We start from the raw sequence: 20,961 nt of genomic DNA on the forward strand, positions 1-20,961 counted from the left end.
CTAACTCAACCCTTCTTCGCACCGTAGCGGCTGCGGGCCTGCTTACGGTTCTTGACGGCCTGGGTGTCCAGGGCACCACGGATGATCTTGTAGCGCACACCCGGGAGGTCCTTCACACGACCGCCGCGGACGAGCACCATCGAGTGCTCCTGGAGGTTGTGGCCCTCACCGGGGATGTAGGCCGTGACCTCGGTGCCGTTCGAGAGCTTGACACGAGCGACCTTGCGCAGTGCCGAGTTCGGCTTCTTCGGGGTGGTGGTGTAGACGCGGGTGCACACGCCACGCTGCTGGGGGTTCGCCTTCAGGGCGGGCGCCTTGGTCTTGACGACCTTCGGCGTACGACCCTTGCGAACGAGCTGCTGGATGGTAGGCAACTGTTCTCCTGGTTCTTCGCTCGTGCTCTCTGGCCGACGCGGTCCGTCGGCTTCCTCATCCCACGCGGACCACCGCCTGACGGCGGAGGGAGATGGGGGATGGAGTGATCAGGAGGCCGGAGGCCTGCAGGATCTGGGCGCGCCCGAAGGCGCACACCCGGGAGAGCCTAGCCGCCACGCCCGCTGAAATCAATCCACGGTGGGCCCGACGGCGGCCCGTTCGCCCCGGGCGAGAACCGCCCGGGGACGCGGGACGAGGGCGGTCAGGAGCCGGAGTCGGTCTGGCCGTTCGCGACCGCCGGGACGAAGGTGGCGCCGTCGTCCCCGAAGCCGGTGATCCAGCCGGACGCGTTGACGTCGATCGGCCCGGCCGTCGCGGTCCCACGACCGTTCGGACCGGTGAACTCCGCGGTGAACGTCGCCGACCCCGGAGCGCGGGTCTCGACGAGCCATCCCCTCGAGGACCAGTCGCCGACGCCGACCGACGGCCTGGCGTCGAGTGTCCACTTCTGGTTCGTGTAGGTGTTCGCCGGGTTCTCCCCGTAGGCGTAGAAGCTGCAGCCGTCCGGCGTGGCCGTCTGGGCCGCGACGCAGCCGTCCACCCAGGAGTCGACGGCCTTCGTCGCGGCCTGCTGGCCGGCGTCGGTCAGGGTCGTGGCGAGCACGACCGGGGTCCCGGGCGTCCCGAACCCCCGCACGGCGGCCGTCGAGGCATCGGCGGCGAACCACTTGCCGCCCTGGGACGACACCTCGTACGAGCCGGGGAACGCCCGCAGTGCGACCGCGCCGAGGTCACCGGTCGTCGCCTCCGCTCCGGCGACCCGGACAGTGCTGTCGGTCGGTCCCTGCACGACGACCTCGACCGAGCCGAGGGACGGCGGCTGCAGTTCCCAGACGGGGAACACACCCCAGTCCGTCCCGGTGCGCTCGAGTTCGAACGTGGCCGGCACGCTCCGGCCGGCCTGGGTCAGCAGCGCGTGCACGGTCGCGCGGTCGTCGCCCTGGTCGACCGAGGTGATCCGGTGGGCGGTGATCTTGTCGTTCGCCTGCGCGTAAGCGGCGTCGGTGAGGAGGACGTCGTCGTCGTCGCGGTCGATGCCGGCGGCGTCGAGCGCGTCCGTGAGGCGACCGCCCTCGACGTCGCGCAGGAACGCCTGCACGGGGCGGTCCGCGGAGTGGCTGTCCGAGCCGACCGACCACCCGATACCGCCCGCGACCACGAGGAGCACGAGCGCTGCGGCCCCGGCGACGATGCCGATCACCGCACCCTTCCGGAGTCCGCGGCGAGGTCGACCGGACGCGTGCCCCGGGGCAGACGCGGTCGGGCCGGCGGTCATCACCGCGGGCAGCGCACGGTCGCCGCGCAGGGTGTCCGCCCCCGGCACCGACTCCCAGCCCCGCGAGTCGTCAGGTGCGTCCGTCATGAGTCCCCCAAGGCGCCGTCGTTCAGCTCGTCCCGGAATCGTACCGAACGCGGCGGACGCGGGCCGGGCCTCCCGTCAGTCCTGTGGACGGATCGGCGACGACTGCTGCCCCTGTGGACGGGAGCCCTGCCACCGGACCGCGGAGATGCCGCCGACGACCGTGACGAGCGCCACGACGACCCCACCGACCACGAACGGACTGAGGGCGTAGCCCGCCGGGAAGACGAGCAGTTCCGCGGCGTCGGACCGGACGAGGGCGTAGCCGACCGCGCCCACGCCGAGCATGACGAGGTACGTCGTCGCCGCGGCGACGAGTCCGGTGACGACGGGGTTCCCCTCGCGGGCGCCCATCGCGGTCGCGAGGAACACGGCGACACCGGCGCCGACGACCATCGCCGGACCGAGGTAGGGGGTGGCGTCCGGCTGCCGGATCGCCTCGACGTCGGCGAGCAGGGCCTCGAAGCCCGTCACGGCGATGACGAGCGCGATGAAGAGGACCGACGCCATCGTCGCCACCAACCACCGGGACATGCGCCGATCGTAGCGCTCCGCGTCGGTCCGGGTCCGGCAGCTACGGGGCGTCGGCGGGTTCCGGCTGCGTGCTCTGCTGCTGCGCGGCCTCCTGCTGGGCCGCGTGCTGCTGGTGTGCCGCCTGGACGAGCGCGAGGGCGATGGTCGCCGTGATGACCGGCACCGTCTCCGTCATCGGAGCGGGCGCGTCGGTGCCCGTGGCGGCGGTGCCCGTGGCGTCCGTGTCCGTGGCGTCCGTGTCCGTGGCGTCCGTGCCCGTGGCGTCCGTACCCGTCGTGCGGCCGGCCGGGAGGCCCGTGGGCGCGTCCTCGACGAGGGTCCCGTCGGGCCGGTGGCCGGTCTCCGGCTGGTCGGGCTCCGGCTGCTGGTCCGCCTCGGAGCGGTGGTCCGCATCGGAGCGGTGGTCCGCATCGGAGCGGTGGTCCGCCTCCGGCTGGTGGTCGCGGAGGGCCGGGCCGACCACCGGCAGGACTGCCGTCGTGGTGGGGGGTTCCGCGTGCAGCTCCGGAGCCGGCTGCACGCCGGCCGACGTGCCCCGTCGGCGGCGGACGACCATGCGCGCGAGGACCACTGCCGCCACGGCCGCCCAGATGCTGTTCACGATCGTCGAGGGGACGGCGTGGTGCGCGGCCACGTTCACCGCGATCGCGACGCCACCGACCAGGTTGAACAGCTGGTACACCGGGCCGTTCGCGATCTTCCCGAGCGAGAAGAGGACGTACCCGACGAGGACCGTTCCGGCCCCGAACCAGCCGAGGAACTCCACGACACCGACCAACACGAGCGACTCCGGGCACGACGAGGGACGCCCGTTCCGAGGGACGTCCGAGAGGGAGATGGGCAGCCGCGAGCGCGGGCCCGAGCAGCATGGTAGAGGCACGGAACGCCCCGGCGGAAGCGGGTCCGGCGTGGCGGCGGGACCCCTTCCGGGGGGCGTTCGGTGGAGGTGGCGGTCAGCCCTCCGCAGTCGCCGTCGGTGTGGCCACGGGAGTGGCCGGGGCGGTCGACGGACTGGTGGCCCCTGCGTCCCCAGCCCCGGCGACCGTGTCGCTGAGGACGTAGACGAAGCCGCCGAGCGTCCAGGACTGCCGTCCTGCACCGTCGGCGGTGCCGTCTTCCGGCGACGTCGAGGACGAGGACGTCACCGTGGTGATCAGGAACAGTCGTTCGCCGTCCTGCACCCCTCCGGTGAAGGCGAGAGCCTGGTCGTACGTCCCCTCGATGCTGATCGAGACGGGGATCACCGCGAAGTTCGACGAGGTCACCAGCGAGTTCGTCGTCGCGGCCGGTGCGGACGGTGTCGCAGGACTCGCAGTGGCAGGAGGTTCTGCCGCGGCCGACGGGGACGCACTGCTCTCCGCCGTCGGCTCGGTGGCAGCGGAAGCGTCGGCAGCGGGCGCGTTGTAGGCCTGCGCTTCACCGACCGAGACCGATGCGACGGTCGCCCCGCTCGTGACGGCGACGGCGTCGAGCGACCGGATGAACTCATCCGTGCTCGCGGTGGCAGGCACTGAGCCCCTGAGCTGCGCGAGTTCGGCCTTCATCGCGGCGAGCGACGTGAACTGCTTCCGGAGACGGTCCAGTTCAGCCCGGCTGCTGTCATTCGTCCGTTCGGTCTGTGTCTGTTGCGCGTTGTCCGTTGCCGCGGATGCGAGCTGGGGCTGGACGCCGAGGAAGAAACCCCCGACGGCGATCGCGGCGGCGGCGAGCGCCGCGAGGATGAGGGAGAGGCGGTTCCGGTTCACGTCACTTGCTCTTCTCTGCGTACTTGCCGTCGTACGCCTCGCTGTCGACGTGCAGTGTGATGGACGCCTGGTAGGTGCCGGTTGCAGCTGCTGCGCCGTCTCCGGTCGCGCTGCCACGGGTGATCGTGTCGATGTTCGAGTCGACGTAGCCCGTGAGGTTCGTCAGTCGTTCTGTCCAGTCGGGGACGGACGGGATCGACGGGCTGCTGACGGTCACGTTCAGCGTCGCGACACGCGCCCCCTGGAGGGGCGCGGTCGACTGGTCGAAGCTCTGCATCGGGCTCGAGGACTCGATGTTGAGCGCGGTGATGACGACACCCTGCGGGAGGAGCTGCTGCACCGTGCTCAGGGTGGACTGCCAATCGATCTCCGTGGAACCGCCGACCTGCTGCCCCGCGCGGGCGAGTGCCGTGTCCTGCTCGACCCGCCGCACCTCGCCGTACTGCTGCTGCTGCTGCTGGATCGATGCCGTCTCCGCTTGCGCGGCGGCCAGGTCGGAGCGGGCACCCATGCTCTGGATGGTTGCGGCCGCAGTCCCGAGCACGACCAGCGCCGCGACCAGGCCAGCTCCGAACCACATCCGGCGCGCGATCGCCCGCCCACGGCGGTCCAGGTGCACTTCGACGGGCAGCAGGTCGACACGGGGTTCACGCCCCGGCGTCACGCCCGGCACCTTCTTGGCCGGCCGCGACTTCTGCTGCGGCTTCACATCCGATGTGGCGCTGGAGCCGGATCGGCGCCCGATGCCGAAGATGCCGGCCCGGGCTGGCTCGGCGGTGGTGGACTGCGCGGTTCCGGTCATGCTGCCTTGCTCCCGACTGCGAGGCCGAACGCGACGGCGACGGCGGTGCCGCGTGCGGCGAGCGCGTCCGGCGTGATGGAACGGCCACGAGCAACACCCGCGAACGGGTCGGTCATCGCGACGGGGATCCGGGTGTGGTCACTGAGCGCGGAAGCGAACCCGGGCATCTTCGCTCCGCCTCCGGCGAGCAGGATCTTCGTGACGGCCTGACCCGGTCGGGTGTTCACGAAGTAGCTGACGGTGTTGCGGAGGCTAGCGAACAGCTCGCTCGACGACTCGGTGATGACCGCCACGGCACGGGCGTCGTCCGATGTCCGGGCAGTACCACCCAAGCCGAAGTGCCGCTTGATGGCCTCTGCTTCGTCCCACCCGATCTCGAACCGCGCAGAGAGCAGCTTGGTCACGTCGTTGCCACCTGTCGGGATGATGCGGACGAACTGCGGCACGCCGTCGGTGATCACGACGACGCTCGTCGTCTCAGCCCCGAGTTCCACCATGGCGACCGTCCCGGTGAGCTGCTGACGCGTGACCGCGACCCGGCTCAACGCGAACGGGATGAGGTCGACGGCAGCCGGGTTGAGACCGGCGAGCTGAACCGCCTTCACGTTCGCGAGCACGGCGTCCTTGATCGCGGCGACGAGGAGCCCGTGCAGCACGGGTCCGTTCTCGCCGGCCGCTTCGGAGACCGGGTAGAAGTCGAGGATCGCGTCGCCGACCGGCACGGGCAGCATGTCCTGGACCTGGAACGGGAGCGACTCGCGGATCTGCTCGCGGGACGACTTGGGGATGGTCAGATCACGGGAGAGGACACGCTGGTTCCCCACGCCGAGCACGACGTTCTTGGTGCGGAACTTCCCCACGTGCCACAGCTGTCGGAGCGCACCAGCGACGGTGTTCGGCTCGATCACCTCACCCTTGCGGATCGAGTCCGGAGGCGTGGGGACCTCCGCGAACCGCACGACCGTGGGGCGCGCCTTGTCGGCGTCAGCGACCTCGACGGCGCGGATCGTGTTCGCGGCGAGGTCCAGCCCGACGATGCTCTTGCCCATGCTTCGCGTCCTTTGGGTTGGCGGCGATCAGCCGAGTCCGAGGGCGCCGAGGTAGGCAGCCCAGATCGTGGGGCCGAGGAAGATGCCGGTCCATGCGCCGGCGAGCATCCAGGGACCGAAGGGGATCCCGCTCCGTCGCCCGGCACGGCCGGACAGGAGGAGCACGATCGAGAACGTACCGCCGAGCAGGAACGCTGCGGAAGCTCCCACTGCGAGGGGTCCCCATCCGAGGTACGCGAGGACGAACCCGAGGACGCCGGCGAGCTTGACGTCGCCCAGGCCCATCCCGCCCGGGACGGCGAGTGCCAACACCAGGTAGACACCACCGAGACCGGCGAGCCCGACGACAGCACGCACCAGGGCGCCCCAGTCCCCCGTGAGGACCGACGCTCCGCTCAGGAGGACGGCCAGGACCGCGTAGGCCGGCAGGACGATGGCGTTCGGGAGGCGGTGTGTGTCGAGGTCGATGAGGGCCAGGGCGACGCTGGCCGCCATGAGGTAGAGCAGTGCGGACAGGACCGCGACACGACCGACCGCCGCACCGTTCCCGATGCCGGCCGGCGCGAAGGCGAGGGCGACGACGCCGAAGAGAACCGCTGTTGTGAGTTCGACAGCTGGGTACCGGACCGAGATGGGCGCGCTGCAGTCACGGCAGCGCCCCCGGAGGACGAGCCACGAGAGCACCGGCACGTTGTCGATCCCGCGGATCTCGTGGCCGCACCGGGGGCACGCGCTCGCCGGCCGCGCGACCGACATGCCAGCGGGTACGCGGTACACGACGACGTTCAAGAAGGACCCGATGAGCAGTCCGAGCACGGCGGTGGAGCCGGTGAAGAGCGCTGTCATTGGCAGTCTCCGGAGCTGGCCCGAGCACAGGAGCCGTCGGCACGGTATGCCGCGTTCACCTCGACCTGTGTCGTGATGCCGTAGCTCGTGCTCACGGGCTGCAGGAACTTCGGCGGCGCGATGCTCTGGAAGCGGTTGTCGTACCCGTAGTTCTTCGTGAAGCCTGTCTGGTGATCGAACACGCTCTGACCTCGCCAGTCCGTCGTGGAGTAGGTGACGCCGACGGTTCCGCGGAACTTCTGCGCAATGGACCCGAGCACGGTCAGGTCGCCCATGCGCGGTCCGTACGCGTTGTTCTGAACCTGGAACGTCCCGGTGTTGCTGGCGATGGCCGCGTTGATCGTGATGTTCGACCCCGCCCCGTACTGGAGCTGTCCTGTCGACGACGTCGCGGTGTCACAGGTCTTCAGTGTGATGGTCTGGTTGTTGCTGCGCGTCGTCTGGTACTTGTTGCACGAGATCGGGTTGTAGACCGTGACCGCACGCTGTCCGACGAGACCGAGCACACTCTGCGTCCCTGCCGCGTACGTGATGTTCGACGTCACGTACAGGAAGTTCGCTGCGCCCACGGTCATCTTGCCGTTCACCGTCCCGGCGACGAACGCGTCGCCCGCGCGGCAGTTGTAGAGCCCGTTCGCGCCGGCGTTGCCGACGTACTCGTTCGGCTTCGGGTAGCCGAGTCCGTTCCCGTACGTCTGGCCGACCTGGCACATCGTCCCGATGGCCGAGCGCTCGTCGCCGGGCTTCGTGTAGTTCGGGTCCTGTGGGTCCGTCGGCACGGTCTGCACGTAGGCGAGGTTGTCGTCGAGCACGGGGATGGTGGCACCGCTGGCGCTGCGCAGTGCCGCGGGCGACCCGCAGAGGACGTCACCGCTGCGGTCCGCCTGGGGCTTTCCGGAGCCGTTGAGCTTGTACTGGGTCGCCTGGCTGAGCGGCGACTTGATGGTCACCCTGTTGCCGGCGAACACGAACGAAGTGGGGCCCGTGTACAGGCACCCCGGACGCGGGACGTTCACGCGGTCGTCCGTGCGGGCCTCCTGCCCCATGTTCGCGATCGTCGACGGCGGATCGATGGACTGTACGTTCTTCGGCACGCCGCCGCCGAACGTCGCGGTCGCACGGCAGTTCCGGTCGCCCGTCGAGCCGTTCGTGAACGGCGTCCGGAAGACACCGTCCCCCGCGGTCGACTGGACCGTGGACGTGAACGTCGTGCCGCAGAGCAGGAAGGTGTCGTTCGTCCGCACCGGCCCGGTCAGCGTGTCGTCCTTGGTGAACTGCACCGGCGAGCAAGCCTTGTTCGCGTCGTACAGGTTTCCGTCCGTGCTGTAGTGCTGCGGGATGCACAGCTTCGACGAGTCGCCGTCCTGCGTCTCACCGGTGATCGACGGATCGCTTGACTCGTAGTCGGTGAAGTACAGGTAGTCGACGAAGCCGTCGCCCTTGAGGTCCGCCACGATCGAGCGGGTCACACCACCCGCCTTGCCGGTGACGCGGACGCGGACGACCCCCTCGGCCGTGTAGTCGGTGTTGTCGACCTCGTAGCGGAACTGCGCGCGACCGCCGCTGTTGACGACCTCCGCCCAGCGCGAGCCGGACGTGGCGAATGCGGGGTTCGCCGACCAGTCCTTCGAGAACGCGCTCGTACCGCTGAAGGCCGCGCTCGCGTTGCCGACGAGCTCGTAGCTGTTGTCGGCCGTCAGGCGACTCTGGTAATCAGCGAGTCCCGCGTACGCAGCTTGGATCGCGAGGTTCCAGCTCCGGTCTGCGGCGGACTTCACCGAGCCGCTCACCGACACCGAGGCCATCGTGGCGACGAGGATCATCAGGACCGCGCCGAGACCGATGACCGACGCGAGTGCCATGCCCGCGTCGTCCCCGCCGCGGGCGTCCCGTGCCCGCGTGAAGAAGGCAACGATCCGACGCATCACGAGATGGCCCCTGCCCGCCCGAGGTTGAGCAGCCCGACGGTGTTCTGCAGATGCGCGTTGCTCCCTGCGCCTGGAGTGGCCGAACCGAGTTCGAGGTTGACGGTGACGAAGCGGACGGCGGCGCGGTCTGAGGCGCTGAGCTGACCACCGACCGGTGCCAGACTCCCGCTGTCCGCGTTCTGGTAGGTGAACAGTGCGACGCCGTCGGACGTCGGTGAGGCGATCGGACCGCCCAGGCGCGTCGTGCTGGTCACTGCCGGGCACGAGTAGTACCCGTTGGCGTCGGCACTGCAGGCGGACAACTGCTGGACGAGTTGCCGGGATGCGGAGTCGACGTAGTACCGCGCGAGCACGGGCTTCTCCGCCGTGCGCTTCGCGATGTCCGCGTCGTCGATGAGGTTGATGTACGCGTAGAACGTGAGATCCGTCGGCGTCGCCTTCACGACTGCCGCGTCCGGAACCAGACTCGTGGGCACCGCTCGGGTCGTCGCCGCGCGTAGGTACCGGGACATGGCGTTGATGCTGTTCGTCGCCTGACGGAGGTTCGTGTCGGTGTTGGCGTTCGACGCGCTCCCTCGGATCGACGCGACGAAGAACCCGCCGAGGGTGGCGAGGATGAGCACGGAGACGGATGACGCGACCAACAGCTCGGCCATGCTGATGCCGCGGTCGTCATGACGCGCTCGTCGGAGTACCTGCCGCAGCATCACGGCACCTTCCGTGGATCCAGGGTCACGGTGTCGCCCCACTTGAAGACCAGGAACCCGGCGTTGTTCGTCTGACCGCCACCGTTGGGGTAGGTGATCTTGCTCGAGGCCGTCTGGACGAGGTTCTTGCTGTTCGAGGACGCGGTCGAACCCAGTGCCTTCGTCTCGTAGAGCGACCAGGTGCCGTAGGGCAGCGCGATGGTGGCATTCCCGGCCGCGAGGCCCGAGAACGTCAGGGTCTTCGGGCTCGGCGCGTTGCAGCCGGGGTCGAAGTCGGGAGCCGCACTGTCACTGACCGCCGTGATGTACGGGTAGCCGCTGTCGATCGGCACGGTGACGATGCCCATGGGGACCGTGACCCGCTTACCGGGAGGATCCGCGACGCCGGCTGCGGCGTCGACCGCCTCGGGCGCCTGTCCGATCGCACCGTTCGTCGCCGTCGTCCACTTGCCGGGGTTGGGGCTGAGGCACGTCGCGGTGCCACCACCGTCGGCATCGACGTACGCACCGGCCATGACCTGGTAGCCGTCCTGGTAGGGAAAAGCCTTGATCGTCGTCGGGGTCCCGGCGAAGAACGAGCTACCGCCGACGCCGTTGTAGAGCGTCGTCGTGAGGTTCGTCGGCAGCTTCGCCGTACCACCTGGGTAGCTCGTGCCGTACGCGACCTGGAACGTGTGCGCCTGGTCGTAGGTGAAGGTCACCGCGGCGTCGGTCCCCGCGGACACCGAGACGTTCTGGTTCTTCGCGACTTCTTGTTGGCTGGAGTCGATCCCACCAGGGGTGGAAGCCGAGACCGTGTACGTCCCTGGCTGGACCTTCAGCGCGTACGTGCATCCCGAACCGTCGGTGACCGCCGGTGCGGTGACCGCGGCGCCACCTCCGCCGGGGTTCGCCGTGATGGTCACGGGGACTCCGGCTGCGCCGGTGCCGGCCGCGTTCCGGATCGTGACGAGGATGGCCCCGGTGCCGTCCGCGTTGATGCGCGAACTCGGCGCGATGAGCGTGTCGAGCGAGACCGACAGGGGCTTGCCCCGGCCGCTCTTCCAGCTGACGGTGCTCGTGATGCTCTTGTACGCGAGCGTCGTGCCGTCGGTGCCACACGAGCTCGACCGGCCGGCGCTGTCGACCCATTGCGTCGTCCGCGACAACGTGTAGTCCTGCTGCCCCACCGTGAAGGGCTGCTCCGTGTCACCGGTCGTCGAGCGGATCTCGAAGGGGTTCGCCAGTGACCGGAGCTTGTCGAGGTCCTGTGACGCGAGGTTGAGAGCGGTCTGACGGGAACGGCTCTCCTGCGTGAGCAGTAGCGCGTTCGTGATGCCGTACGCGAGACCGATCGACATGACGGCGAACACCATCATCGCGACCAGGACCTCGGTGATGGTGAAACCGGAGTCTGCGGCGAGCCGCCGGGTCAGCGCGGCGTGGATGCGGGACATGGCGGCTCCTCTCGTCTCGGTCGTACAGCGGTGTGGCCGTGGCGACGATGCGTCACCACGGCCACACCGGCGGGTGGTGCGTTACGGAGCGGTGCAGGTGGTCGGCAACGTGGTGGTGCCGGCGACCTTCGTCGTGCCGACCTCGTTGGTCGCGAAGAAGACGGTGTCGTTCGAGCTCTTCCCCGCGACGCAGTACGCGCCAGCGGTCGCACCGGCCTTGTAGGTGAGCTTCGACGTGTTGGCGGACCGGGTCACACCGGCGTCGGTCCAGGTCTGGGTTCCGGTGCTGTCGACCTTGGCTGCGCGCGCGGTGGCGTCGAAGTCAGCAACGTCCCCCGGCAGCTTGCCGAGGTTCGTCTGCGCCGAGACGACCGCGATCTTCGCGTTCGTCACGTCGGTCTGCGTCGCCGAGTCCTGCGCGTTCTTCTGCACGCCCAGGTACACCGGGATGGCGATCGCGGCGAGGATGCCGATGATGATGACGACGACGAGGAGTTCGATCAGGGTGAAGCCCTTCTCGCCCTCTTCGAGAAGCCCCTTGCGGCGAGCGTTGAGCTTGCCCATGAGTGCTGCGTACATGGTGTTTCCACTCTTTCGGGAGTTGATTGAGGAATGTTCGGGGCTGTGCTCTGCCGCCACCGTCGAGCGTATTCACGGCGGAATTGCCGCATAATCCCGAGAACGGGGGCCAAAGCGCAGGGAAATGCCCCCAGTACCGGGGGTGGAACACATCGGCTCACCCCCACCTGTGGGTCACAGCAAACGGCTCCGCCACCCCTCGAGTGCGGGGCAGGGAGCCGTTCGGTGGTCAGTGGATGAGGGACGTGATCTGGAAGATCGGCAGGTAGAGCGCCACGATCATTCCGCCGATGACGACGCCGAGGAATGCGATGAGCAATGGTTCGATCAATGACGTCAGCGCTTCGGTCGTCGATTCCACTTCAGCGTCGTAGAACATCGCGATCTTCTCGAGCATGATCTCCATGGAACCCGCGTCTTCACCGACGGCGATCATCTGTGACACCATCTGCGGGAAGACCGTCTCCTTGCCGAGGGGTTCGGAAATGGATTCACCCTTCCGCACCGATTCCGCGACACGGCCCAGGGCCCGTTCGACCACGATGTTGTTGGAGACTTCACCGACGATCTTCAGCGCCTGCAGGATGGGGACGCCGGCGCCGATCATGTTCGAGAAGTTGCGGGCGAAACGGGCGATGACGATCTTCTTGCTGAGGACGCCGAACACCGGGAGCTTCAGTTGGATCGGGTCGAGGAACCCGCGGACACGGTCGGTGTTCTTGTTGGCGCGGTACCAGACCCACCCGACGATGATCGCCACGGCGAGGATCGGCCCGACCCACACCATCGCGTGCGATGCGTAGACGAGCATCATCGTCGGGAGCGGGAGCTTCCCCCCGAGCGACGAGAACATGTCCTGGAAGATCGGGACGATGAAGATCAGCATGATGACGACGCTCAACAGCGACATGATCAGCACGACGGTCGGGTAGGTCATCGCCGACTTGATGGTCGAGCGGAGCTTGTGCTCTTTCTCGAAGTTCGTCGCGATCGAGTCCATCGCCTTGTCGAGGAAGCCGCCGGTCTCGCCCGCCCGGATCATGTTGATCATGATCGGTGGGAAGTCCACCGGGTACTTCCCGACGGCGTCGGAGAAGGAGACGCCCTGCTCGACCTCGTCGCGCACCTTGCCGAGGATGTCCTTGAGCTTCTTGTTCTCGGTCTGGTCGGCGAGGATCGTCAGCGCTCGCAGGAGCGACAGCCCGGACGAGAGCATCGTCGACGCCTGCCTGGCCATGATAGACAGGTCCTTCAGCCCGGCGTGCTTCTCGAAGCCGGGGATCTTGATCTCGGTCTGCAGACCAGTGCCGGCCTTCGCCTCCGCGAGCGAGATCGGAGAGATCCCCATGAGGCGGAGTCGGGCGACCGCTGCACCCTCACTGGCGGCGTCGAGCTTGCCCTTGACGACCTTGCCTGCGCCGTCACGGCCCCGGTAGTCGAATGCGAGGGACATCAGTAACCTCCCGAGAACTTGTCGCCGAAGTCGATCCCGCTCGCGGCGATCGCCGAAGCGGACTCTTCGGACGGCGACTCGACGCGCTGCACCAGCCGTTCGAAGCCCTCGAGGTCGTGGACCTTCTCGAGCGCCGCCTTGCGGGTGATGGTGCCGACGTTGACCAGTTCGGCCAGGTCCTGGTCCATGGTGTGCATGCCCGCGTCCCGCCCGGCCTGCATGGCCGAGGTGATCTGGTACGTCTTGCCCTCGCGGATGAGGTTGCCGATGGCGGGGGTGGTCTTCATGATCTCGGTGGACACGATGCGCCCGGTGCCGTTCGCCTTCGGGACGAGGGTCTGGCAGACGACGCCTTCGAGCGTCGCCGCGAGCTGTGTGCGGATCTGCCCCTGCTGGTGCGGCGGGAAGACATCGATGACGCGGTCGATCGTGCCGGGAGCGCTCTGCGTGTGCAGGGTCGCGAAGACGAGGTGGCCCGTCTCGGCGGCGGTCAGCGCGACCGAGATCGTCTCGAGGTCGCGGAGCTCGCCGATGAGGATGACGTCCGGGTCCTGGCGGAGGACGTGCTTGAGCGCGCGGGCGAAGGAGTGGGTGTCCGCACCGACCTCCCGCTGGTTGATGATCGCCTTCTTGTGCTCGTGCATGAACTCGATCGGGTCCTCGACCGTGACGATGTGGTCGGCACGGGTCTCGTTGACGAGGTCGATGAGCGCGGCGAGGGTCGTCGACTTGCCGGAGCCGGTCGGCCCGGTGACGAGGACGAGCCCGCGGGACAGCTTGGAGAACTCCCCGACGTGCTCGGGGATACCGAGCTGCTTGAGCGTCTTGATCTTGGTGGGGATGATGCGGAAGGCCGCTCCCCAGTTGCCGCGCTGCTGGTAGAAGTTCACGCGGAAGCGGTACTCCGGCGACAGCGAGTACGCGAAGTCGAGTTCCTGCTCCTGGTCGAACTGCGCCGCCTGGTCGCTCGACAGGAGCGTCTTGAGCGCGGCGATGACCTTGTTGCGGGCCCACGGGCCTCCCGGCACGGCGGGTCGGAGCGACCCGTCGACCCGCACGGTCGGCGGGGCGTCCGCGGTCACGTGCAGGTCCGATGCGCCCTGGTAGACGACCTGCGCGAGGGCGGTGATGAGGTCGGAGTCGGCCACCTCGCGCGCGTGGCGGGTGAAGTTGATCTCGGGGCTGCCGGTCGGCGTGACCACCTGGGTCGGCGCGTGCGGCGCGACGCTCGGGAGGCTCGTGGTCGCGGCCGCGGCCGCCACCGGCAACCGCTCGGTCGCCTGGTACGGGTCGTACCCGTAGCTGGCGGTCGACGGCGGGACCGCGGCCGGCGGGGTCGCCGGCACGGCCTGCGGCTGCGCGACGGGGACGGCGACGGGCTGCCCGACCGGCGCGGACCACGCGGTCAGGTCGTCGCCGAGGTCGTAGACGGCCGCCGACGACACGGGTGCCGCGGCGGGCGGGTACGAGGTCGGTGCCGCCTGCGCGGCCTGCGCGAGGCGTGCGGCACGGCGACCGCCGACCTCGACCCCGGGCATGCCGGGCGTCCCGGGGTGCCAGCCGGCCACGGGCTCGTCGCTGGCGGGCGTCACGTCGTAGACGGACTCGGTCATCTGCTCGTCCTCCAGGGCTACGCGACCACGCGCAGGATCTCGTCGACGCTCGTGAGTCCGAGCTTGACCTTCTCCCACCCGTCCATCCGGAGGGTGAGCATGCCCTGCTGCTGGGCGACACGGCCGATCTCCGCGCTCGAGGCACGGGCGACGGCGAGCCGCTCGATCTCCTCGGTCACGGTCATCACCTCGTGCAGTGCGATGCGCCCGCGGTACCCGGTGTTCGAGCACACGGAGCAGCCGAGGGGGGCGAAGAAGTCCGGCACGGCGGCGTCGGGTGCGTCGAGGAACCCGAGGGCGTGCAGCTGCTCGGCCTCGTACACGGCGGGCACCTTGCAGCGGTCGCAGAGCTTGCGTGCGAGGCGTTGGGCGACGACGCAGTCGAGGGCGGACCCGACGAGGAACGGTTCGATGTCCATCTCGGTGAGGCGGGTGACGGCCGAGGGGGCGTCGTTCGTGTGCAGGGTGGAGAGCACGAGGTGGCCGGTGAGGGACGCCTCGATCGCGATCTGCGCGGTCTCGTGGTCACGGATCTCACCGAGGAGCACGACGTCCGGGTCGGACCGGAGGATGCTGCGGAGGGCGGACGCGAACGTCAGACCGGCCTTCGGGTTGACCTGCACCTGGTTGACGCCGGCCATCCGGTACTCGACCGGGTCCTCGACCGTGATGACGTTGATCTCCGGCTTCGCGACGGCGTTGAGCGTCGTGTACAGCGTCGTGGACTTGCCGGAACCGGTCGGGCCGGTGACCAGGATCATGCCGTACGGCTTCGAGTAGGACTTCTGGTACGCCGCCGCGTTGCGGTCGAGCAGGTTGAGGTCCTTGAGGGTCAACGACGTGTTCGTGTTGTCGAGGATCCGCATGACGACCTTCTCGCCCCACACGGTCGGCAGGGTCGCCACGCGCAGGTCGATCTGCCGACCACCGTGCCGCACGGACATACGGCCGTCCTGCGGCTTCCGACGCTCGGCGATGTCGATGTCGCTCATGATCTTGAGCCGGCTGATGACGCCGTTCTGGATGTTCTTCGGCGCCGGGGTCATCTCGTGCAGCACGCCGTCGATGCGGTAGCGGACCCGGACCTCGTGCTCGCCGGGCTCGATGTGGATGTCGGACGCGTGGTCCTGGATCGCCTGGGACACGAGCAGGTTCACGAAGCGCACGATCGGCACGTCGTCCAGGGAGCCGTCGCCGATGTCCGCCTGCTGCTCGTTCGAGCGCGAGGCCTCTTCCTCGAGCGAGGAGGTGAGGTCGTTGAGCTCGTCGTCGGCACGGAGGTACCGGTCGAACGCGGCGAGCAGGTCGCGCTCGTCGACCTGCAGGGGCTTGATCGGGCGACCGGAGGCCGCGCGGGCGTCGTCGATCGCCAGGACGTTCGCCGGGTTCACCATGGCGAGCACGAGGGTCTCCCCCTCGAACCCGATCCCGAGGACCGAGTGCCGGCGGCAGAGCGGTGCGGGCAGCACCGAGACCGCGGTGCCGTCGACCGGGTAGTCGGTGAGCGGGACGGTCTTCGAGTTGTGCGAGGCGGCGCGCGCGGTGATGTACTGCGCCTCGCTCACCACGCCCTGTTCGACCAGGGAGCGGATCGCCTGCTCGTCGACGTCCTCGTGGCCGGTCATGGCGTCGAGGTACTCGATGGGGAGCGCACCGTTGAGGATGAGGATCTCGGACAGGGTTGCCATGAGCCCTGTACCTCCTTGCTGCCGGGCGCGCCGAAGCGGCGTGGTTCGATGCGCGCCGCCAGGGGTACGACGCTCGTCCACGGTACGTCCGGGCACGCTCCCGGAGCAGTCCCAGAAGGAGGGGGCGGAGGAGTTGTTGCTGGACCCAGAACAGGGGTACCGACGGGTATCGAGGTGACGGCGAACGCGCATGACCGACAGCATCAGCCCCACCGATCGCCTCGCGTTCCCGACCGGATCCTCCTGTGGACGGTCGGCGCGCGGAACCGGCTGTGGCGGGGAGGTCGCGACCCCTCGACGCACCCGGTGAGCAGGGACCATGATGAGGCATGGACATCACGAGCGTGACCGTGGGGCTGCCCGTCACCGACCTCGAGGCGTCCTGCCTCTGGTACGGCGCGGTGTTCGAACGACTCGAGCCGGACCTCGAACCGACCGAGGGCATCGCCGAGTACGAGGTCGGCGGGATCTGGATCCAGCTCCTCGAGGACCCCGATGCCGACGAGAACCCGGCGACCGTCCGCTTCGGCGTCGACGACGTGGCCGCCCAGCACGCCCGGATCGCCGCGCTCGGCATCGACGTGGGTCCGGTCGAGTGCGTCGACGGTGCGGTCGACTGGTTCGACGTCCGTGACCCGGACGGCAACGTCCTCAGCCTGTACTCGCTCGCCGACGAGCGCGGGCGCGGATCGGGTGGCCGCGACAGCGGCGCCGACCGCCCCGTCTAGGGATCTGGACGGCAGGCCGGGAGGCCCGTGACGGGGCCGCCCCGGGCCTCCCGTCCGGCTCCGCCCACAACGGGCTCCGCCCGCTACGGACCCGGCCCACTACGGGGAAGGGCCCCGCATCCTGACGGATGCGGGGCCCTTCCTGGGGGTCACTCGGTTCAGTTGTACGTACCCGGCGTGAAGTCGTCCGACGAGAAGCTGTCGAAGTCGACGAAGCTCAGGTCGGCGTCCGAGAACGACGAGTCGTCCGCGAAGATGCGGTTCGGGTACCGCTCCGCCTTCGCTTCCTCCGTCGCGTTCACGTCCACGTCGCGGTACCGGCTGAGGCCCGTCCCGGCGGGGATGAGCTTACCGATGATGACGTTCTCCTTGAGGCCGACGAGCTGGTCCTGCTTGCCCTCCATGGCCGCCTGCGTCAGGACGCGGGTGGTCTCCTGGAAGGACGCGGCGGACAGCCACGACTCGGTCGCGAGGGACGCCTTCGTGATGCCCATGACCTCCTGGCGAGCCGAGGCGGTCTTGCGACCCTCCTGCAGCGCCGCCCGGTTGATCGCGTTGTAGCGCGACCGGTCGACGAGCTCACCCGGCAGCAGGTCGGTGTCGGCGTGGTCGACGACGGTGACCTTGCGGAGCATCTGGCGGACGATGACCTCGATGTGCTTGTCGTGGATCGGCACACCCTGCGAGCCGTACACGTCCTGCACGCCGTTGACCAGGTGCTTCTGGACCTCACGGACACCCTTGACCCGGAGGACTTCCTTCGGGTCGACGGTGCCGGCGATGAACTGCTCGCCGAGCTCGACGTGCTGCCCGTCCTCGATGAGGAGGGTCGCACGCTTGAGCACCGGGTAGATGAACGGCTCGTCGCCGTTGTCCGGCGTGAGGATGATCCGACGACCCTTGTCCGTGTCCTCGATCGTGGCGCGGCCGGGGGCCTCGGCGATCGGGGACGCGCCCTTCGGGGTGCGGGCCTCGAAGAGCTCGGTCACGCGGGGCAGACCCTGCGTGATGTCGTCGGCCGAGGCCGAACCACCCGTGTGGAAGGTACGCATCGTCAGCTGGGTACCGGGCTCACCGATGGACTGGGCGGCGATGATGCCGACCGCCTCACCGATGTCGACCAGGTTGCCCGTGGCGAGCGAGCGGCCGTAGCACTGCGCGCAGACACCGACGGCCGACTCGCAGGTCAGGACCGAGCGCACCTTGATGCTCTCGACACCGGCAGCGAGCAGCTTGTCGAGGAGGACGTCACCGACGTCCTCGCCGGCCTCGGCCACCACGGTGCCCGAGGCGTCGACGGCCTCGGTCGCGAGGGTGCGCGAGTAGACGGTGTTCTCGACGCGCGGGTCGCGGACGAGCCCGCCGTCCGCACCGACCGTCGCGATCGGCAGCTCGAGGCCACGGGTCGTCCCGCAGTCGTCCTCACGGATGATGACGTCCTGCGACACGTCCACGAGACGACGGGTCAGGTAGCCCGAGTCAGCGGTACGGAGTGCCGTGTCCGCCAGACCCTTGCGAGCACCGTGCGTGGCGATGAAGTACTCCGCCACGGTCAGGCCCTCGCGGTACGAGTTGATGATCGGGCGGGCGATGATCTCGCCCTTCGGGTTGTTGACCAGACCACGCATACCGGCGATGTTGCGCACCTGCAGCCAGTTACCACGAGCACCGGACGACACCATGCGGTTGATGGTGTTGTCGACCGGGAAGTTGTCGCGCATCTCCTGCGCGATCTCGTTCGTGGCCTCGGTCCAGATCTTGATCAGGTCGGCGCGACGCTCGGAGTCGGTGATCAGACCCTTGTCGAACTCGCCCTGCACCTTGGCGGCCTGGACCTCGTAGCCCGCGATGATCTCCTTCTTGCGAGGAGGCGTCACGACGTCCGACAGGGCGACGGTCACACCGGAGCGGGTGCCCCAGTAGAAGCCGGCGTCCTTGATCCGGTCGAGCGCGGCGGCCGTCTCGGTCTTGGAGTAGCGCTCGGCGAGGTCGTTGACGATCGCGGAGAGCGTGCCCTTGTCGGTGACCCGCTGCACGAACGGGTAGTCCGCCGGCAGGGTCTCGTTGAAGAGCGCGCGGCCCAGGGTGGTCTCGAGGAGGATCGGCTGACCGACCTCGTAGCCCTCCGGCGCCTCACCCTCGGCGAAGTGGACACCCGTCATGCGGATCTTCACCATCGCGTTGAGGTGCAGCGTGTTCTGGTCCTTCGCGAGGATCGCCTCGGCGACCGAGGAGAACGCCCGGCCCTCACCCACGGCGCCCTCGCGGACGGTCGTCAGGTGGTGCAGACCGATGATCATGTCCTGCGCGGGCAGGGTCACCGGACGGCCGTCGGACGGCTTGAGGATGTTGTTCGAGGCGAGCATCAGGATGCGGGCCTCGGCCTGGGCCTCGACCGACAGCGGCAGGTGCACGGCCATCTGGTCACCGTCGAAGTCCGCGTTGAACGCAGCACAGACCAGCGGGTGGAGCTGGATGGCCTTGCCCTCGACGAGCTGCGGCTCGAACGCCTGGATGCCGAGACGGTGCAGCGTGGGCGCACGGTTCAGCAGCACGGGGCGCTCGCGGATGATCTCCTCGAGCACGTCCCACACCTGGGCGCGCGAACGCTCGACCATGCGCTTGGCCGACTTGATGTTCTGCGCGTGCGACAGGTCGATCAGGCGCTTGATGACGAACGGCTTGAACAGCTCGAGCGCCATCTGCTTGGGCAGACCGCACTGGTGGAGCTTGAGCTGCGGGCCGACGATGATGACCGAACGGCCCGAGTAGTCGACGCGCTTGCCGAGCAGGTTCTGGCGGAAACGACCCTGCTTGCCCTTGAGCATGTCGCTCAGGGACTTCAGGGCGCGGTTGCCGGTACCCGTGACCGGACGTCCACGACGACCGTTGTCGAACAGCGCGTCGACCGCTTCCTGCAGCATGCGCTTCTCGTTGTTCACGATGATCTCGGGGGCACCGAGGTCGAGCAGGCGACGGAGACGGTTGTTGCGGTTGATCACACGACGGTAGAGGTCGTTGAGGTCCGACGTGGCGAAGCGGCCACCGTCGAGCTGCACCATCGGGCGGAGCTCCGGCGGGATGACCGGCACGACGTCGAGCACCATCGCGGCCGGCGAGTTGCCGGTGGCGAGGAAGGAGCTGACGACGCGCAGGCGCTTGATCGCACGGATCTTCTTCTGGCCCTTGCCCTCGGCGATCTGCAGACGCAGCGCCTCGGCCTCGGCGGCCAGGTCGAAGGCCTCGAGCCGCAGCTTGATCGCCTCGGCGCCCATGTAGGCGTCGAAGTAGATCCCGAAGCGGTCCTGGAGCTCGTGGAAGACGGCGTCCTCGGGCTTGAGGTCGCCCACCTTGAGGTTGCGGAAGTCCTCCCACACGCGCTCGAGGCGGGTGATGTCCTCGTCGAAGGACTTGCGGACCTGGGACATCTCCTTCTCGGCGGTGTCCTTGGTCCGGCGCTTCACGTCGGCCTTGGCGCCCTCCTCTTCAAGGGCTGCGAGGTCGTCCTCGAGCTTCTTGAGGCGGTCGGCGATGATCGAGTCGCGCTGGTTCTCGAGGTTCTTGATCTCGAGGCGCATCTCGTTCTCGAGGCCGGGCATGTCGGCGTGACGGCCCTCCTCGTCGATGCTGATGATCATGTACGCGGCGAAGTAGATGACCTTCTCGAGGTCCTTCGGCGCCATGTCCAGCAGGTAGCCCAGGCGCGACGGGACGCCCTTGAAGTACCAGATGTGCGTGACGGGCGCGGCGAGCTCGATGTGGCCCATGCGCTCACGGCGGACCGAGGACTTGGTGACCTCGACGCCGCAGCGCTCGCAGACGATGCCCTTGAAGCGGACACGCTTGTACTTGCCACAGGCGCACTCCCAGTCGCGGGAGGGACCGAAGATCTGCTCGCCGAACAGACCGTCCTTCTCGGGCTTCAGGGTGCGGTAGTTGATGGTCTCCGGCTTCTTGACCTCGCCGTACGACCACTGGCGGATGTCCTCGGCGGTCGCGAGACCGATCCGAATGGCATCAAAGGAAGTTGCTTCGAGCAATGTTCTTCTCTCTTGCTG

General features: G+C 68.6%; 17 protein-coding genes. 1 reads left to right on the forward strand and 16 read right to left on the reverse strand.

Annotation, left to right across the window (positions count from 1 at the left end):
- Positions 1-5: 5 nt before the first annotated feature.
- The 15 genes from rpsL to DEI84_RS00610 form a co-directional block, all read right to left on the reverse strand.
- The gene (gene rpsL / locus DEI84_RS00540; protein ID WP_058728453.1) at positions 6-374 is read right to left on the reverse strand and encodes a 30S ribosomal protein S12; all 369 of its coding nucleotides are present in this window, start codon (positions 372-374) and stop codon (positions 6-8) included.
- A gap of 263 nt (positions 375-637) precedes the next feature.
- A complete protein-coding gene (locus DEI84_RS00545) occupies positions 638-1,798 on the reverse strand; it encodes a hypothetical protein (RefSeq protein WP_110889277.1) in 1,161 nt (386 codons plus the stop codon).
- A gap of 75 nt (positions 1,799-1,873) precedes the next feature.
- Complete coding sequence (locus DEI84_RS00550; RefSeq protein ID WP_110889278.1) at positions 1,874-2,329, reverse strand: DUF6121 family protein; 456 nt, start codon at positions 2,327-2,329, stop codon at positions 1,874-1,876.
- 40 nt (positions 2,330-2,369) lie between these two features.
- Positions 2,370-3,110: a hypothetical protein gene (locus DEI84_RS00555; RefSeq protein ID WP_110889279.1), complete on the reverse strand. Its 741-nt coding sequence runs from the start codon at positions 3,108-3,110 to the stop codon at positions 2,370-2,372.
- A gap of 172 nt (positions 3,111-3,282) precedes the next feature.
- Positions 3,283-4,074 (reverse strand): hypothetical protein, encoded by a 792-nt coding sequence (locus DEI84_RS00560; protein WP_110889280.1) that lies wholly within the window; start codon positions 4,072-4,074, stop codon positions 3,283-3,285.
- 1 nt (position 4,075) lies between these two features.
- The gene (locus tag DEI84_RS00565) at positions 4,076-4,876 is read right to left on the reverse strand and encodes a hypothetical protein (protein ID WP_110889281.1); all 801 of its coding nucleotides are present in this window, start codon (positions 4,874-4,876) and stop codon (positions 4,076-4,078) included.
- Positions 4,873-5,925 (reverse strand): type IV pilus assembly protein PilM, encoded by a 1,053-nt coding sequence (gene pilM, locus DEI84_RS00570; RefSeq protein ID WP_110889282.1) that lies wholly within the window; start codon positions 5,923-5,925, stop codon positions 4,873-4,875. Before pilM ends, DEI84_RS00565 begins: the two co-directional genes overlap by 4 nt.
- A gap of 27 nt (positions 5,926-5,952) precedes the next feature.
- Entirely contained in the window at positions 5,953-6,771 is an 819-nt protein-coding gene (locus tag DEI84_RS00575; RefSeq protein ID WP_110889283.1) for an A24 family peptidase, read from the reverse strand.
- Entirely contained in the window at positions 6,768-8,696 is a 1,929-nt protein-coding gene (locus DEI84_RS00580; RefSeq protein WP_110889284.1) for a hypothetical protein, read from the reverse strand. The genes DEI84_RS00575 and DEI84_RS00580 overlap by 4 nt, the downstream gene beginning before the upstream one ends.
- The gene (locus DEI84_RS00585) at positions 8,696-9,406 is read right to left on the reverse strand and encodes a hypothetical protein (RefSeq protein ID WP_110900400.1); all 711 of its coding nucleotides are present in this window, start codon (positions 9,404-9,406) and stop codon (positions 8,696-8,698) included. The genes DEI84_RS00580 and DEI84_RS00585 overlap by 1 nt, the downstream gene beginning before the upstream one ends.
- On the reverse strand, positions 9,406-10,842 hold the full coding sequence (locus tag DEI84_RS00590; RefSeq protein WP_110889286.1) for a prepilin-type N-terminal cleavage/methylation domain-containing protein: 1,437 nt from the start codon (positions 10,840-10,842) through the stop codon (positions 9,406-9,408). Before DEI84_RS00590 ends, DEI84_RS00585 begins: the two co-directional genes overlap by 1 nt.
- Before the next feature lie 81 nt (positions 10,843-10,923).
- Positions 10,924-11,421 carry a prepilin-type N-terminal cleavage/methylation domain-containing protein gene (locus tag DEI84_RS16000; protein WP_309146375.1) on the reverse strand — a complete coding sequence of 166 codons (498 nt, stop codon included), beginning with the start codon at positions 11,419-11,421 and terminating at the stop codon, positions 10,924-10,926.
- Between the two features lie 229 nt (positions 11,422-11,650).
- Complete coding sequence (locus DEI84_RS00600; protein WP_110889287.1) at positions 11,651-12,874, reverse strand: type II secretion system F family protein; 1,224 nt, start codon at positions 12,872-12,874, stop codon at positions 11,651-11,653.
- A complete protein-coding gene (locus tag DEI84_RS00605; protein WP_309146376.1) occupies positions 12,874-14,487 on the reverse strand; it encodes a type IV pilus twitching motility protein PilT in 1,614 nt (537 codons plus the stop codon). Before DEI84_RS00605 ends, DEI84_RS00600 begins: the two co-directional genes overlap by 1 nt.
- Positions 14,488-14,504: 17 nt before the next feature.
- Positions 14,505-16,175 (reverse strand): GspE/PulE family protein, encoded by a 1,671-nt coding sequence (locus DEI84_RS00610; protein ID WP_110889288.1) that lies wholly within the window; start codon positions 16,173-16,175, stop codon positions 14,505-14,507.
- A gap of 329 nt (positions 16,176-16,504) precedes the next feature.
- Here DEI84_RS00610 and DEI84_RS00615 point away from each other — a divergent pair, with 329 nt between their 5' ends.
- Positions 16,505-16,903 carry a VOC family protein gene (locus tag DEI84_RS00615; protein WP_110889289.1) on the forward strand — a complete coding sequence of 133 codons (399 nt, stop codon included), beginning with the start codon at positions 16,505-16,507 and terminating at the stop codon, positions 16,901-16,903.
- A 158-nt stretch (positions 16,904-17,061) separates the two neighbouring features.
- On the opposite strand, the gene DEI84_RS00620 is transcribed toward DEI84_RS00615, so the two are convergent.
- On the reverse strand, positions 17,062-20,943 hold the full coding sequence (locus tag DEI84_RS00620) for a DNA-directed RNA polymerase subunit beta' (RefSeq protein ID WP_110824268.1): 3,882 nt from the start codon (positions 20,941-20,943) through the stop codon (positions 17,062-17,064).
- Positions 20,944-20,961 lie beyond the last annotated feature (18 nt).

The organism is Curtobacterium sp. MCBD17_023, from assembly GCF_003224415.1.
In the GTDB taxonomy this organism is placed as follows: Bacteria; Actinomycetota; Actinomycetes; order Actinomycetales; family Microbacteriaceae; genus Curtobacterium.